14 protein-coding genes are annotated in these 14782 nt (G+C 54.8%); 8 read left to right on the top strand and 6 right to left on the bottom strand.

Annotated features, from left to right (window positions below; genetic code table 11):
• The first annotated feature begins 15 nt into the window (after window positions 1-15).
• Window positions 16-2307, top strand: coding sequence for an ATP-binding protein (locus ACR0NE_RS05595; protein WP_170595568.1), 2292 nt, complete (start codon window positions 16-18; stop codon window positions 2305-2307).
• Between the two features lie 5 nt (window positions 2308-2312).
• Here the strand turns inward: ACR0NE_RS05595 and ACR0NE_RS05590 are convergent, their stop codons facing one another.
• Window positions 2313-2906, bottom strand: a complete 594-nt coding sequence (locus tag ACR0NE_RS05590) for a sulfotransferase family 2 domain-containing protein (RefSeq protein WP_170595570.1) — start codon at window positions 2904-2906, stop codon at window positions 2313-2315.
• Between the two features lie 190 nt (window positions 2907-3096).
• Between ACR0NE_RS05590 and recA the strand changes: the two genes are divergently transcribed.
• The 4 genes from recA (at window position 3097) to ACR0NE_RS05570 (ending at window position 8284) form a co-directional block, all read left to right on the top strand.
• Entirely contained in the window at window positions 3097-4161 is a 1065-nt protein-coding gene (gene recA / locus ACR0NE_RS05585) for a recombinase RecA (RefSeq protein ID WP_170595572.1), read from the top strand.
• 180 nt (window positions 4162-4341) lie between these two features.
• A complete protein-coding gene (alaS, locus tag ACR0NE_RS05580; protein ID WP_170596106.1) occupies window positions 4342-7014 on the top strand; it encodes an alanine--tRNA ligase in 2673 nt (890 codons plus the stop codon).
• Window position 7015: 1 nt separating this feature from the next.
• Window positions 7016-7303, top strand: a complete 288-nt coding sequence (locus tag ACR0NE_RS05575; protein WP_170393026.1) for a DUF1330 domain-containing protein — start codon at window positions 7016-7018, stop codon at window positions 7301-7303.
• A 360-nt stretch (window positions 7304-7663) separates the two neighbouring features.
• On the top strand, window positions 7664-8284 hold the full coding sequence (locus ACR0NE_RS05570) for a transglutaminase-like cysteine peptidase (RefSeq protein ID WP_170595574.1): 621 nt from the start codon (window positions 7664-7666) through the stop codon (window positions 8282-8284).
• Window positions 8285-8385: 101 nt separating this feature from the next.
• On the opposite strand, the gene ACR0NE_RS05565 is transcribed toward ACR0NE_RS05570, so the two are convergent.
• From ACR0NE_RS05565 to ACR0NE_RS05555, 3 genes are all read right to left on the bottom strand, one after another.
• Window positions 8386-9243: a hypothetical protein gene (locus ACR0NE_RS05565; RefSeq protein WP_170393028.1), complete on the bottom strand. Its 858-nt coding sequence runs from the start codon at window positions 9241-9243 to the stop codon at window positions 8386-8388.
• A 273-nt stretch (window positions 9244-9516) separates the two neighbouring features.
• On the bottom strand, window positions 9517-11334 hold the full coding sequence (gene typA / locus ACR0NE_RS05560) for a translational GTPase TypA (RefSeq protein WP_170595576.1): 1818 nt from the start codon (window positions 11332-11334) through the stop codon (window positions 9517-9519).
• A gap of 76 nt (window positions 11335-11410) precedes the next feature.
• Window positions 11411-11746 carry a DMT family transporter gene (locus ACR0NE_RS05555; protein WP_480453698.1) on the bottom strand — a complete coding sequence of 112 codons (336 nt, stop codon included), beginning with the start codon at window positions 11744-11746 and terminating at the stop codon, window positions 11411-11413.
• Window positions 11747-11932: 186 nt separating this feature from the next.
• Here ACR0NE_RS05555 and ACR0NE_RS05550 point away from each other — a divergent pair, with 186 nt between their 5' ends.
• Window positions 11933-12064 (top strand): hypothetical protein, encoded by a 132-nt coding sequence (locus tag ACR0NE_RS05550; protein WP_255612097.1) that lies wholly within the window; start codon window positions 11933-11935, stop codon window positions 12062-12064.
• 72 nt (window positions 12065-12136) lie between these two features.
• Here ACR0NE_RS05550 and ACR0NE_RS05545 read toward each other — a convergent pair whose 3' ends face one another.
• Together ACR0NE_RS05545 and ACR0NE_RS05540 are read right to left on the bottom strand one after the other, a co-directional pair.
• A complete protein-coding gene (locus ACR0NE_RS05545) occupies window positions 12137-12382 on the bottom strand; it encodes a hypothetical protein (RefSeq protein ID WP_170393030.1) in 246 nt (81 codons plus the stop codon).
• On the bottom strand, window positions 12382-13035 hold the full coding sequence (locus tag ACR0NE_RS05540) for an alpha/beta hydrolase (protein WP_008758207.1): 654 nt from the start codon (window positions 13033-13035) through the stop codon (window positions 12382-12384). Before ACR0NE_RS05540 ends, ACR0NE_RS05545 begins: the two co-directional genes overlap by 1 nt.
• 178 nt (window positions 13036-13213) lie before the next feature.
• Here ACR0NE_RS05540 and iscR point away from each other — a divergent pair, with 178 nt between their 5' ends.
• Window positions 13214-13672 (top strand): Fe-S cluster assembly transcriptional regulator IscR, encoded by a 459-nt coding sequence (gene iscR, locus ACR0NE_RS05535; protein WP_170393031.1) that lies wholly within the window; start codon window positions 13214-13216, stop codon window positions 13670-13672.
• Window positions 13673-13726: 54 nt separating this feature from the next.
• Window positions 13727-14770 (top strand): cysteine desulfurase family protein, encoded by a 1044-nt coding sequence (locus ACR0NE_RS05530; protein WP_170393032.1) that lies wholly within the window; start codon window positions 13727-13729, stop codon window positions 14768-14770.
• Window positions 14771-14782: the final 12 nt, after the last annotated feature.

Raw genomic sequence — 14782 nt, 5'->3', positions numbered from 1 at the left:
TAATCCGGGCTGTTTATGTCTATTCAATCTGAATTTACCCCCTCTCGATCAAGTGGATGGGGCATTGATCGTGGGCGCTATGCCTCACTGGCATTGATCGCCATTTTATTGAGCGTACTTTCCTTCTTTGACGTCTTGCCGCCACGGTTAAGTGCCGGGGTCGCAGCCGTTGGCTTGTCCTTCCTGGTAGTAGTGGTCTTTGCATTGGCGCGTGCTTGGATATTGAATCAGATCGAAGCGCAAACATACGCTGCGATGACGGGCTTTCTAGAGCAAGAAACCGATGCCTGTGTCATTTCGGATGCGATGGGCGAGGTGCTAGTTGCAAACGCTCAGGCCAATGCACGTCTTATTCGGAACGCGGGTACGCGACTAGATGAGTCTCTGCGTACCGTATTTGCAAACCCGTCGGCGGTGCTGTTGCGTTTGCAGTCTCATGCCCTGAAACGGGGCTTTTGGGAAGAAGATGTTGTCACGCGCGGACAAACAATACCCGTGTCTGTTTCAAAGCTGGGTGAAAATCGGTTTTGCTGGCGTTTTAGAATAGATGCACCTCAGATCTGGCGCAGCGTGCAGCGGCCGGTTCTGACGGTCGGACGAAATGACGTGGTGCTGGATGCCAATGATGCAGCAATCGAACTTTTTGGTCAGATTCCCACCTGCCTCAAGCCGATGGTTCAGGCTGGCGGTGCAGTTGATGGTAGCATCATACAGATTAAAACCGGGGAAACCGAAGCATCATTCACTGTCACAACGCTCAGGCACAGCGGTATTGTGCGTGAGTTGCTTTTAACGCCGCTGCAGCACGCCGAAGGACCGCAGCACACGACATCATTTGCAGATTTGCCAGTTGCGATCATGTGCATGTCTCCCGATGGAGATGTTAGCGAAGCAAACCACCTCGCGGTTGAATTGGTCGGTGAGATCCAACCGGGGCGGACGAATATCGAAAGCATGATGCAGGGGCTCGGCTATCCGATCAGGGACTGGCTGGCGAGTGCTGCCGAACAAGGCGCAGCACCGCGGTCTGAATTCCTGCGTTTGGTGCGCAAGGACAAAGAGGTGTTTGTGCAAGTTACGCTGTCACGGATTCTCAGGGATGGTCAGGTTTGTCTTATTGCGGTTCTGAACGATGCCACCGAACTGAAAACGATGGAGGCGCAGTTTGTCCAAGGCCAGAAGATGCAAGCCGTTGGGCAATTGGCTGGCGGGGTCGCACATGATTTCAATAACTTGCTGACGGCGATTTCGGGGCATTGTGATCTGTTGCTGTTGCGCCATGACCAAGATGACCCGAATTACGGCGATCTTGTACAGATCAATCAGAACGCCAACCGTGCTGCAGCGTTGGTCAGCCAGCTTCTGGCCTTTTCGCGCAAACAAACGCTCCGGCCCGAGGTTCTGGATCTGCGAGATACAATTTCAGACCTTATCCATTTGCTAAACCGTCTTGTGGGCGAGAAGGTCCGCCTGACGCTCAGTCATGATCCGGTGCTCAAATCCGTCTGCGCGGACAAGCGCCAGTTAGAGCAGGTCTTGATGAACCTGGTCGTCAATGCGCGTGATGCGATGCCCGAGGGTGGGGAGATTCGGATCGAGACCGAAGTAGTGACATTGGATCAATCGATCACGCGCGATCGGGCTACGGTACAGCCGGGGGAATATGTTACGGTCAAAGTCATCGACAGCGGCATCGGGATTCCTGCAGACAAACTGCAAAAAGTGTTTGAGCCATTTTATACGACCAAACGCACAGGCGAGGGGACGGGGCTGGGGCTATCGACTGTTTACGGGATCGTAAAACAGACTGGTGGTTTCATATTTGTCGACAGTGTGCAGGACCGGGGAACGGAATTCACCGTGCTCTTGCCTGTGAGTTCCCGGGTCCAAGAATCGGAGCCTGAGGCCCCCGATACGTCAGAGGTGCAAAGTTCCCGATTGGGTGAAGGCGTGGTTTTGTTGGTCGAAGACGAAGCCCCGGTGCGCGCCTTCGCGACGCGGGCGCTTCGCTTGAAAGGCTACACTGTGCTTGAAGCTGAATCAGCCGAAGATGCGCTGCAATTGTTGGACGACCCCAATTTGCTGGTGGATGTTTTTGTTACCGATGTCGTCATGCCCGGAATGGACGGCCCGACCTGGGTGCGCGAGGCGATGAAAGCGCGCCCAGACGTGCGGGTGGTCTTCATGTCAGGCTATACAGAAGGGGCGTTTGGCGAATCTGGCCCCCAGATCGAAAACTCCACTTTCCTGCCCAAGCCGTTTTCGCTGACCCAACTGACCGAAGCGGTGTTTCAGCAAATGAACTGAAACCACTATTCGGCGGATTGATACAACGCGTATTCAGCGGCGTTCAACGTCTGGAACCGGTGTTCGGTCTGATTTGAAATGTTCATCGGGCAGGTGGGTGAGACATTCTCACGCGACAGTTCGATATCGCATTCCAGCCGATTCTGAAGGAATTCCAGTATCTTCTGCTGGTTGTCATATTTGAAGATATGGGTCACGCCCGCGCCGTTGCTGCGGGGTTGCAGAAACTCGGTCTGGCATCCCACATCTGCGAAGGCCGGGCGGGGATTCTGCATATAGGCGTTCAGGAACGCCTCGAAGCTAATATCCTTCGTGGAATGCGCATGATCGGCCAATTCAGGGCGCGTTCGATATCGATACCAGCTTCCCAGCCAATCGATGGGTTCGCGCACAATGGCCATGACGTCCATTTCGGTATCACACATCTTTCGGAACATTGTCTGGAAGAAGCGATCATAGCGACGCATGTTCGCATGTTTCAGGTCAGTTGGGCCGGACACGACGATGTCAGCCCGGTCGCGCAAGGCCGACTGATACGCTGTGCTGCCGGTCTTTGGAACAGACAGAAGCGCCAGCCGCTTTTCATAGAAAACAAGCATTTATCTTTTCTCTTCAATGCCTTTCATGTCTCAGATTGTCGTAAACGACTCTTTAACACAATTGCTGAAAAGTAGTTTTCATAAGTTTTAGTTGAAATGTTCTCTTTTTGGTCTCATAAGGAACAAGAGGCGAACAAAGCAGCGATTGCCGCCCGATCAAGGGTGTGACAAAAGAGAAGGCGACAGGACAATGGCGGATCTTCTGACGATGAGCGACAAGAAAAACGCAGACAAGCAAAAGGCGCTCGACAGCGCATTGGCCCAGATCGAACGGCAGTTCGGCAAAGGCTCGATCATGAAGTTGGGCGAAGATTCCAAGCAGGATATCGATGCGAGTTCGACCGGATCGCTGGGCTTGGATATCGCTCTGGGGATCGGCGGCTTGCCGATGGGCCGGATCGTCGAGATTTATGGCCCGGAAAGCTCGGGTAAGACCACGCTGACGCTGCACTGCATCGCTGAACAGCAAAAACGCGGCGGAGTCTGCGCGTTCGTCGACGCAGAACATGCACTGGACCCTCAATATGCGCGCAAGCTGGGTGTGGATCTGGATGAATTGCTGATCTCTCAGCCCGACACCGGCGAGCAGGCACTTGAGATCACCGACACCTTGGTGCGGTCGGGGGCCGTGAACATGGTCGTGGTCGACTCGGTTGCGGCGCTGACGCCGAAATCCGAGTTGGAAGGCGACATGGGTGACAGCAGCGTGGGTGTTCAGGCCCGGCTGATGAGCCAGGCGATGCGCAAGCTGACCGGCTCGATCAATCGCTCGAACTGCATGGTGATCTTCATAAACCAGATCAGGATGAAGATCGGTGTGATGTTTGGCAGCCCGGAAACCACTACCGGTGGTAATGCGTTGAAATTCTACAGCTCGGTCCGTCTGGATATTCGCCGTATCGGTGCGATCAAGGATCGGGACGAAGTTGTGGGCAACCAGACCCGCGTCAAGGTCGTCAAGAACAAGGTGGCACCGCCGTTCAAGCAGGTGGAATTCGACATCATGTATGGCGAAGGCATCAGCAAAATGGGTGAGCTTCTGGATCTGGGCGTCAAGGCCGGTGTGGTCGAAAAGTCGGGTTCGTGGTTTAGCTATGGTGATGAGCGGATCGGGCAGGGGCGTGAGAATGCCAAGCAATATCTGCGTGACAATTCCCGTGCGGCGCTCGAGATCGAAGACAAAATACGTGCCGCGCATGGGTTAGACTTTGAAATGCCACCCGAAACGGAAGAGGATGACATCCTCGAAGCTTAAAGCGTGCCTGAGGGGGAACCGAAGAAATCCCCCGGCACCCCGGTAGTGCTAAAATATCTGGAACAGGGTGGCCCCTCGGGGCCGCCTTGTTTCGTTTCGGATGGGCCAATGCTGTGGACACTCTCGGGGGGTGGGGCTAAACCTTTGCTGACCATAACGACTGCGCGCCGAGAGAGCCTTATGCCAACGCTGAACGACATTCGATCTACCTTCCTGAACTACTTTGCCAAGCAGGGGCACGAAGTGGTTGCGTCCAGCCCGCTGGTTCCGCGCAATGATCCGACACTGATGTTCGTCAACTCGGGTATGGTTCAGTTCAAGAATCTGTTTACTGGCGTTGAAACCCGCGACTACAGCCGTGCTACCACTGCACAGAAATGCGTGCGTGCAGGCGGCAAACACAACGATCTGGACAATGTGGGCTATACCGCTCGCCACCATACGTTCTTTGAAATGCTGGGGAATTTCTCATTCGGGGATTACTTTAAGCATGAGGCGATACCGTTCGCTTGGGAACTGATCACCAAAGAGTTTGGTATCGATAAGAACCGTCTGTTGGCCACTGTTTATCACACCGATGATGAGGCATTTGAAATCTGGAAAAAGGTTGGTGTCCCTGAAGACCGGATCATCCGCATCGCTACCAATGACAATTTCTGGCAAATGGGCCCTACCGGCCCCTGCGGCCCGTGCACCGAGATTTTCTATGACCACGGTGATCACATCTGGGGTGGGCCTCCGGGTTCGGCTGAGGAAGATGGTGATCGGTTCATCGAAATCTGGAACATCGTTTTCATGCAGAACGAACAGTTCGAAGACGGCTCGATGGTCGAACTCGACATGCAGTCGATCGACACCGGCATGGGATTGGAACGCATTGGAGCGTTGCTGCAAGGCAGCCACGACAATTATGACACCGATCTGTTCAAAACGCTGATCGAAGCCTCCGCGGATGCGACCGGTGTTGATCCTTATGGGGATCAAAACGTGCATCATCGCGTGATTGCGGACCACTTGCGTTCAACTTCGTTCCTGATCGCGGATGGTGTGATGCCGTCAAATGATGGGCGAGGGTATGTTCTGCGCCGTATCATGCGCCGCGCGATGCGCCATGCGCATCTGTTGGGGGCCAAAGATCCGGTGATGCACCGCCTGGTACCCACGCTGGTGCAATTGATGGGTGCGCAATATTCAGAGCTTGGTCAGGCGCAGCCACTGATCGAAGAGACACTGCTGCTTGAGGAAACTCGGTTCAAGCAAACTTTGGATCGCGGTCTGAAGCTGTTGGATGAGGAAGTCTCGGGCTTACCTGAAGGCGATCCACTACCCGGAGACGCGGCGTTCAAACTGTATGATACCTATGGTTTCCCGCTCGATCTGACGCAGGATGCGCTGCGCGAGAAAGGTCGAACCGTCGACACCGATGGATTTGACGTGGCCATGGCCGAACAAAAAGCCAAGGCTCGCGCGGCGTGGGCCGGGTCTGGCGAATCTGCCGATCAGGTGGTTTGGTTCGATGTGCTGGATGCGGCCGGTGCGACCGATTTCCTTGGCTACGATACTGAAAAGGCCGAAGGGCAGGTCGCTGCGTTGGTGGTCGATGGTGTATTGGTCGACAAGATCGAGAAGGGTGGTACCGGCTGGGTCGTAGTCAATCAGACACCGTTCTATGGCGAGGCCGGCGGCCAGGTCGGCGACACCGGTGAAATTCGCAGGCTGGATGAGCGCGACGATATCGCCCGCGTTGAAGACACCAGAAAGTTTGCTGATGGCAAAGTCTATGCTCACAAGGTCACGATTGATCATGGGGCGATCTCAAAAGGTGACGCAGTTGAGCTGGAAGTCGATCACGCGCGCCGCACGGCCATTCGTGCCAACCACTCCGCGACGCACCTTCTGCATGAAGCTCTGCGTGAGACATTGGGTGACCACGTGGCGCAGCGCGGGTCGCTTAACGCATCAGATCGTTTGCGGTTCGATTTTAGCCATTCCAAGGCTCTGACACTGGAAGAAGTGCAGAAAGTTGAGCGAGAGGTGAACGCATTCATCCGGCAAAACTCAACCGTGGAAACTAGGATTATGACACCTGATGACGCCCGTGAACTGGGTGCTCAAGCTCTGTTCGGTGAGAAATACGGGGATGAGGTGCGTGTGGTTTCGATGGGCAAAGCACCCACCGGCAAAGGCCAGGATGGTCAGACATGGTCGATTGAACTGTGTGGCGGCACCCATGTGCGCCAGACCGGTGATATCGGAACCTTTGTCGTGCTGGGCGACAGTGCCAGCAGTGCGGGCGTGCGGCGGATCGAGGCTTTGACCGGTGATGACGCGTTTAAGTATCTGTCGAAACAGGACCATCGCCTTTCAGCGATTGCGCTTGAGTTGAAAGCCCAGCCGGATGACGTTGTGGCACGTGTGAAGACTCTGTTGGACGAGCGTAAATCGCTGCAGAACGAAGTTGCGCAGTTGCGCCGCGATCTGGCGATGGCCGGAGGTGCGGGACAGGGCAGTGGCGCTGAAGCGCGCGATGTGAACGGTGTGGCGTTCTTTGCGCAGTCGCTCACGGGTGTTTCCGGAAAGGACCTGCCTGCGTTGATTGATGAGCACAAAAGCCGTCTGGGTACGGGCGCAGTATTATTGATTGCTGATACTGGGGGCAAAGCGGCTGTCGCAGCGGGTGTCACTTCGGACCTGACAGACACGGTATCTGCGGTGGATCTGGTCCGCGCGGCGGTGACTGAACTTGGCGGCAAGGGCGGTGGTGGACGGCCTGACATGGCACAGGGTGGGGGCAAGGATGCCTCGAATGCAGAGGCTGCAATCAAGGCCGCTGAACAGGTTTTGGGAGGATAAGATGCCAGCACTTTGGATCGCACACGTCACTGTGACAGACGCCGATGCTTATGGAAAATACGCCGAGCTTGCAGGGCCGGCAATTGCGGCGCATGGGGGTGAATTCATCGCCCGCGCGGCACGTTACGTGCAGTTAGAGGGCAAAGAGCGACCACGCAATGTGGTCGCCCGCTTCCCAACCGTCGAGGCTGCGGTAGAGTGCTACAATTCTCCTGCATATCAGCAGGCATTGGATCATGCCCGTGGCGCTAGCGAACGAGAGCTGGTGGTCGTTGAAATTACCGACTGAGAATCAGGCTCAAACTACCTTCGCATGAAATTTGCAAATTCTGCCCGGCCCAGAGCCGTGCGACCTGCCATGCATTTTAGCGTGGGCGGCTCTTCACGATCGCTCTGAATTTATACACATTATTACAATGGGTTGTGCATACTTCCGGTTGGCTTTGAACACATTTCTCTGTCCGATTGTGGCACTTCGCGCCACTTTCTTGCGCGGAAATGGTCACGAAAAGTGACGAATTTCCGCCGTTTTTTCCGCTCAATCTCGGATTTGATTGCGTGACAACCACGGTTTGCGGATATGGTCCGGTGTACAGATGGGTTCTGATCCACGCAGTTTGCAGGGACTAATAGGACTCGAGGGACAGGCATGAAATTCTTTGGTACGACCTTAGACGCCCACTTAAAGAGCGCTGCCAAGCTTGGCGGGCTGTTTGGTTTGGCTACCCTGATTAACGGTTCGCTGTTGTTTGGGACTGAAGCATCGGCGAAAGATGCCGCGTTTATCCCGAGTATCGCTGCCTCGCCACCACCCTCCGGTGCGCGTCAGCTTTGCGGTAAATATTCCTGGGCATGTGCGCAAAAAGGTATCGGTTCCTTATCCACCAGCCAAGAATTGAAACTTGTCAAAGAGATCAACCGCCGCGTTAATCGATCCACGCGAGAGGTCACGGATCAGTCGCAATACAAAACCAGTGAACTTTGGGCGCTTCCAACGTCGCGCGGTGGTGACTGCGAAGATTTTGCGCTTCTAAAGAAAAGAGACTTGATCCAGGCCGGTTTCGACCCTCGTAAACTACTGCTCGCGACAGTGTTGGATACGCGCAGAAACTCTCATGCTGTTTTGGTCTATCGGTCAAGCGACGGCGATCTGGTTCTGGATAATTTGACCAATCAGATCAAGCCTTGGAAGGCGACGCGCTATCTGTTCCTGAGGATGCAAGATCCTAAGCAGCCCGCCAGATGGCTGGGAGTTTATGGAAAAAGCTGAGTTCTTCGACCTCAACTAGAGTGGGCGGGTGCATCTGCACGCCGCCCATCCGCTATTCTCGTCAGTGGCGCCATGGTCGCGCCCAACCCTGATCGAAGGAATTAATGACCGCGATCATCCTCTTTTTCGCGCTCAGCTCTGCGTTCTTGGGATTTGGCCCTGTCTTTGACCCGTTTGGCTTCGGCTATTGACAGTTTTCCCAAACGCTCTTGCGACTGCCGGGCACTTTCCCGGTACATCTTGGCGTTAGCGGCATGTTGTTGTGCGTAGGCACGTTGCTCATTAGCCCAAGCTTGGCTTTCTTTGGCCCACCCAGCAAACAGTCGCGCTTGTTCCCTTGCCTGCTTCGCACCCTTTTTATCGCCAGCGTCACGTAGTTGCTTGGCTTTTTCAGAATAGTCTTTAGCCGTTTGCCGGTGCTGCTTGATTGTCTTTCTTTTATCTTTGACTCTTTCCCTGTATTCCCTTGCCTTTTCACGCTCTTCTTTCGCCTTTTTCCTGTTTTCCTTTGCCTTTTTTCTTTCTTCCTTGGCTTTTTCGTCGTCGCCGTTTGGCTTCTCAGGCGTATCGGGTGTGTCAGGCGTATCAGGTGTGTCAGGCGTATCGGGTGTGACCGGGGTATCAGGCCTATCTCGCTCGGTTCTTTCGTCTGAGGCACCGTCACCCGTGCGCTGCGGGTTAATGCCGATGCTCGCCGTAGGCAAGTCAGTCAAAACAGCTGCAAATCGCGGGCAATCAAGAATTGTACGCTCCAGGATCGACTCGAAGTCGGCGCGTCGCTGGATATACCGGAGCATGCCCGAAGTAACCACGTCACACGCACAAAGAGTGTTCGAAGAAACAGACTGTTTGGCCGTGCTCACAGTGCACGTACCAGCTGCCTGAGCGGAATTTCCGAAGGTGAAGGGTAAGATTGCAGAAGCAAAAGCAATCGATAACAGTTTGGATCTAATGCGCATCGCACGCTCCTTAAGCACTCGTTAACTAAATTGCCGTATACTCAAACGGCGTCACACTTTGAACACAAAGTCCTCTTTCTATCGCCTATTTTCAAGCAAACTTTCTGTTGGATTTCTGTGATCCAGCTCACTCAAACACGATTAATCCATAAAAAACAAAAAGAAGACCTGCTGTTGCACCAGGTCTTCTTTTTCTATGTTGTTTCTAGCCTGACGCAAAAATGTCACGAATGTGGCAATGTTTCCAAAACGTGAACAAGTTCACAGCATTGATCAGGCTGATTTTGACATCCGTTTACGCTCGTGCGGATCCAGATAACGTTTGCGAAGCCGGATCGCATTAGGCGTCACCTCGACCAGTTCATCGTCGTCGATATAGGCGATTGCCTCTTCAAGCGAGAACTGAATATGAGGGGTCAGCCTTACTGCGTCGTCCGATCCACTGGCACGCACGTTAGTTAGCTTTTTACCTTTCAGCGGATTCACTTCCAGATCATTGTCTCGCGAATGTTCACCGATCACCATGCCCTGATAGACATCAGTTTGCGGTCCAACAAACATGCGGCCACGCTCTTCCAAATTCCACAGCGCATAGGCGACCGCCTGACCGTTTTCCATCGAGATCAGAACACCCGCACGTCGACCAGGAATCTGCCCTTTATGGGCTGCCCAGCCGTGGAAGACCCGGTTCAAAACACCAGTTCCACGTGTGTCGGTCAGGAACTCTCCGTGATAGCCGATCAGGCCACGAGACGGCACGTGGGCGATGATCCGGGTCTTGCCTGCCCCTGCAGGGCGCATTTCAGCCAGTTCACCTTTGCGCGCACCAGTGATTTTCTCGATCACCGCGCCAGAATATTCATCATCCACATCGATCGTGACTTCTTCGATAGGTTCAAGGCGCTGGCCGTCCTCCTCGCGGAACAAAACCTGTGGGCGCGAGATGCTGAGTTCGAATCCTTCGCGGCGCATGTTTTCGATCAGAACACCCATCTGCAATTCGCCGCGACCAGCAACCTCGAAAGCCTCACCGCCGGGCGTGTCGCTGATGCGGATGGCTACGTTCGATTCGGCTTCTTTCATCAGGCGATCACGAATGACCCGAGACTGAACCTTTTTGCCGTCACGACCGGCCAGCGGGGAATCGTTTATGCCGAAGGTCACTGTGATGGTTGGCGGATCGATAGGCTGGGCAGGCAGGGCCTCTTCGACTTGCGGTGATACAAGGGAATCTGCCACGGTGGCTTTGCTCATACCCGCAATCGTGACAATGTCGCCTGCTTCGGCGACGTCGATGGGTTGTTGAGCTAATCCACGGAATGCCAGTATTTTCGACGCGCGGAAGCTTTCAATCTGGGTGCCGTCTCGGCTGAGTGCCTTGAGGCTGTCACCTGCTTTCAGAGTTCCACTTTCCACGCGACCGGTCAGAATGCGACCGATGAATGGATCGCTGCCCAAAGTGGTGGCGAGCATCCTGAACGGTTCGTCCTTTTTCTCGATCTGCTTGGGGGCGGGGACGTGATCAACGATCAGATCGAACAGGGCGGTCAAGTCCTTGCGCGGACCGTCAAGCTCCATATCGGCCCAGCCGGACCGGCCCGAAGCATACATGGCCGGGAAGTCCAGCTGATCGTCATCGGCGCCCAAGTTGGCGAAAAGGTCGAAACATTCGTCCAGCGCGCGATCAGGCTCGGCATCGGGTTTGTCGACCTTGTTCAGCACGACAATCGGGCGCAGGCCCAAAGCCAGCGCCTTTGAGGTCACGAATTTGGTTTGCGGCATCGGGCCTTCGGCGGCATCGACCAGCAGTACAACGCCGTCGACCATGCTGAGAATACGTTCGACTTCCCCACCGAAATCAGCGTGGCCGGGGGTGTCGACGATGTTAATGCGGGTATCCTTCCACTCAACGCTGGTGGCTTTGGCCAGGATGGTAATGCCGCGTTCGCGTTCCAGGTCGTTGCTGTCCATGGCGCGTTCTGCCACGGCCTGGTTTTCCCGGAACGCGCCGGATTGTTTAAGCAGCTCATCCACCAGGGTCGTCTTGCCGTGGTCCACGTGAGCGATGATTGCGATGTTGCGCAGGTCCATGAGAGGTCAGCCTTTGAACGGGAAGTTGCCGCGCGCATAACGCGGCGCGACAAAATATACCAGCCCTAACCGGCGGTCAGTGGCCCGCTGTAGCTGAAAACAGGTGGATGATCAGAATGCCGCTCAAAATCATGCCCAGACCCAAGACTGCGGGCCAATCGAGTTTTTGGCCAAAAACCAGAAATCCAATCAGTGCGATCAGGGCAATACCAAGGCCCGACCAGATTGCATAGACAATGCCCACAGGCATGACCTTTAACGTGAGGGCCATAAGATAAAAGGCCGACCCATAGCCAACCACGACAAGAGCCGACGGCCAAAATCGCGTAAACTGATGGCTAGCCTGCAACGCAGTCGTGCCGATGGTTTCCGCGATAACAGCCAACATTAGGATTAGGTAGGTCTTTGGCACGAGCGATGCCTCTCTGAATTATCGCGAAAGGTTGAGCATACTTGCGATCATTTGGGCAAGGGGATTCAGATGCAGATGATCAAAACCCTAACTTTACCAAAGGTCAGGTAAACCCGACTATTCGGGCTTTTGCATATGTGCTAAACACTCGATTGTTTTTAGTGTGTTTTTAATGAGTTTGATAAGATGACGACTTTTGCAAAATCGGTCATTATCGCTTCGGTATTGATTGTGGCGTTGGGGTGGCTTGCAGACGGGGGGTCCGTCGACATTGATGCAGCCCAGAATGTTGAGCGGTTCACAGGTTTTCCGGTTTAGGCGCCCACCGAGCGATATCCTCGAAAAGGAGCTTTCGGGCTCCTTTTCTTTTCTTCAGACGCTAAGCAATCTTTACTGCTTTTCGATCGCTTTCAGCTTGGATCGATGTTCAGACAGTCTTTTCACCACGAATTGACGCGCCTTGCGTTCCGCCAGCCTAACCCGGATTTCGGTCAAGAACGCTTCTTCCAGGGATTGCGAGGCTGCACCGAGAACGTCTCCAACCTCCACAAAGAATCGATCCTCGCCTGTCTCGTCCATAACCTTCATCGTGTCCTCGGCCAATCTGGCGGCGAGGGTAGTGATGGTATCGGACATCAGCGCGTATTCTCTGTCAGGCGGCGTTTCACGTAATCCGTCACATCTGTCATCAGCGTGTCCATGTGGCGGTCTTGGAAGAAGTGATCGGCACCTTCCACCTCATTATGGGTGATGGTGATACCCTTTTGTTCATGCAGCTTTCCGACCAGAGACGCAGTGTCTGCAGGCGGTGCCACACGGTCCGCCAATCCGTTGATGATCAAGCCAGAAGACGGGCAGGGGGCCAGGAACGAAAAGTCGTACATGTTTGCGGGCGGCGATACACTGATGAAGCCAGTGATCTCGGGGCGGCGCATCAGAAGCTGCATTCCGATCCAAGCACCGAACGAGAACCCAGCGACCCAGCAATGCTTGGAGTTGTTGTTCATCGACTGAAGGTAATCCAGCGCTGATGCTGCATCGCTCAGCTCACCTACACCCTGGTCATACTCACCCTGGCTGCGACCAACGCCGCGAAAGTTAAAACGCAGAACCGTGAAGCCCATGTTGTAAAAGGCGTAATGCAGGTTATAGACCACCTTGTTGTTCATGGTCCCGCCAAATTGTGGATGCGGGTGAAGCACGATAGCGATCGGTGCGTCTTTTTCCTTTTGCGGGTGGTAGCGGCCTTCCAGGCGGCCTTCGGGTCCGGGAAAAATCACCTCGGGCATGTGTGCTTTGGTCCTGTTTTTTGACGCGTCGGCCCCGAGATTATCTTGACGGTAATCCTCAGGTACCTTAGAACGGTTCTAATTACATTGTGTCGCGTGAAAACGCTGTCAGTGGGAGATACGCACTGGCTCGGGCGACGTCAATGTTTTCGCGCAGTTCTTGCCTGAAGGAAACAAAATGAAGCTGTCGACCAAAGGCCGCTATGCGATGGTTGCGCTGGCGGATATCGCACTTCAGTCCTCGGACAAACTCGTCACGTTGGGCGAGATTTCCGAACGTCAGGATATTTCACTGCCGTATTTGGAGCAGCTTTTCGTGAAACTGCGCCGAGCTGATCTGGTCAGTTCAGTACGCGGACCGGGTGGGGGCTATCGCCTGGCGCGACCTGCCTCGGAAATCCGTGTGGTCGAGATACTGGCCGCGGTTGATGAGACGGTGGATGCGATGCACAAGGGGGCAGGTGCCTCGGGCGCGTCTTCGGGCAGCCGGGCGCAGTCACTGACCAATCGGTTGTGGGAAAGCCTGAGCGCGAATGTTTACGTATTCCTGCATCAAACGCGGCTGTCGGATGTAATTCGGAATGATCTTGCACCGTGTCCCGCTGTTCCTAGCTTGTTCGCAGTCGTGGACGATTGATCTGATGACGTTTTTCTGTGTTCCGTCAAAACCCATCTTGGAAAAGATACATCTATGAAACGGGTTTATCTCGACCATAACGCAACCGCCGCTCTGAGGCCCGAGGCCCGCGATGCAATGATCGCGGCGATGGATTTGGTGGGCAATCCGTCCTCGGTCCATGCCGAAGGGCGCGCCGCAAAAGCGGTGGTCGAGAAAGCGCGGGCTCAAATCGCAACAGCGTTTGGGGCCGATGGTGCCGACATCGTGTTTACTTCTGGTGCGACGGAGGCAGCGGCTTTGGCCATGGCGGGGCGCGATCTTCAAGGTGCAGCGATTGAACATGACGCGGTAAGAGCTTGGATTAATGAGGTTCTGCCTGTCTCCCAAGGCGGTTACGTTGACGTGCCGGACGCTTCCCGATCCACGCTACAACTGGCCAATTCGGAAACTGGAATTGTTCAAACTTTGCCTGCCGGTCTTGCGGTCACCGACGCGACTCAGGCTTTTGGTAAGTTGCCGATAGCCTTCAACTGGCTGGGGGCTGAGATGGCGCTGATTTCAGCCCACAAACTTGGCGGGCCAAAAGGGATCGGGGCGTTGGTGATGAAACGCGGCACCGATCTTGCTGCGCAAATCAAGGGCGGCGGGCAGGAGATGGGGCGTCGCTCGGGTACAGAAAATGTCACTGGAATTGCGGGGTTCGGAGCAGCAGCTGAAGCCGCGTCCCGTGATTTAGCAAATGGCGTTTGGGAAAACGTTGCAGAACTTAGAAATATTCTAGAAAACGCTCTTGAGGCTGGTACGAAAGCTACTATTTTTGTCGGGAAAGACCAAGGGCGACTCCCCAACACTCTGTGCTTCGCCACACCGGGCTGGAAGGGTGAGACCCAGGTCATGCAGATGGATTTGTCGGGATTTGCGATCAGCGCAGGCTCGGCCTGTTCCAGCGGCAAGGTTCGCGCAAGCGCCGTACTGACGGCCATGGGATTTGATGAGATGACGGCCTCCAGCGCAATCCGCGTATCGCTGGGGCCAGAAACGACGGAAGAAGATGTGCTGCGTTTCGCGGAAACGTGGCTTGAAAAAGAGAAAAAGCATCGCGCGCGGGCCGCGTGATCTGACGGAGGG

The organism is Ruegeria sp. C9, from assembly GCF_056537585.1.
The sequence above is the reverse complement of the archived record's forward strand: the minus strand, read 5'-3'. Positions and strand labels throughout refer to the sequence as shown.

Coding starts and splice junctions, on each gene's coding strand:
- ACR0NE_RS05590 (WP_170595570.1), bottom strand. CDS start 2,906: ATGCTTGTTTTCTATGAAAAGCGGCTGGCGCTTCTGTCTGTTCCAAAG.
- ACR0NE_RS05545 (WP_170393030.1), bottom strand. CDS start 12,382: ATGTCCGATACCATCACTACCCTCGCCGCCAGATTGGCCGAGGACACG.
- ACR0NE_RS05575 (WP_170393026.1), top strand. CDS start 7,016: ATGCCAGCACTTTGGATCGCACACGTCACTGTGACAGACGCCGATGCT.
- ACR0NE_RS05550 (WP_255612097.1), top strand. CDS start 11,933: ATGACGACTTTTGCAAAATCGGTCATTATCGCTTCGGTATTGATTGTG.
- alaS (WP_170596106.1), top strand. CDS start 4,342: ATGCCAACGCTGAACGACATTCGATCTACCTTCCTGAACTACTTTGCC.
- ACR0NE_RS05595 (WP_170595568.1), top strand. CDS start 16: ATGTCTATTCAATCTGAATTTACCCCCTCTCGATCAAGTGGATGGGGC.
- recA (WP_170595572.1), top strand. CDS start 3,097: ATGGCGGATCTTCTGACGATGAGCGACAAGAAAAACGCAGACAAGCAA.
- ACR0NE_RS05565 (WP_170393028.1), bottom strand. CDS start 9,243: ATGCGCATTAGATCCAAACTGTTATCGATTGCTTTTGCTTCTGCAATC.
- ACR0NE_RS05570 (WP_170595574.1), top strand. CDS start 7,664: ATGAAATTCTTTGGTACGACCTTAGACGCCCACTTAAAGAGCGCTGCC.
- iscR (WP_170393031.1), top strand. CDS start 13,214: ATGAAGCTGTCGACCAAAGGCCGCTATGCGATGGTTGCGCTGGCGGAT.
- ACR0NE_RS05540 (WP_008758207.1), bottom strand. CDS start 13,035: ATGCCCGAGGTGATTTTTCCCGGACCCGAAGGCCGCCTGGAAGGCCGC.
- typA (WP_170595576.1), bottom strand. CDS start 11,334: ATGGACCTGCGCAACATCGCAATCATCGCTCACGTGGACCACGGCAAG.
- ACR0NE_RS05530 (WP_170393032.1), top strand. CDS start 13,727: ATGAAACGGGTTTATCTCGACCATAACGCAACCGCCGCTCTGAGGCCC.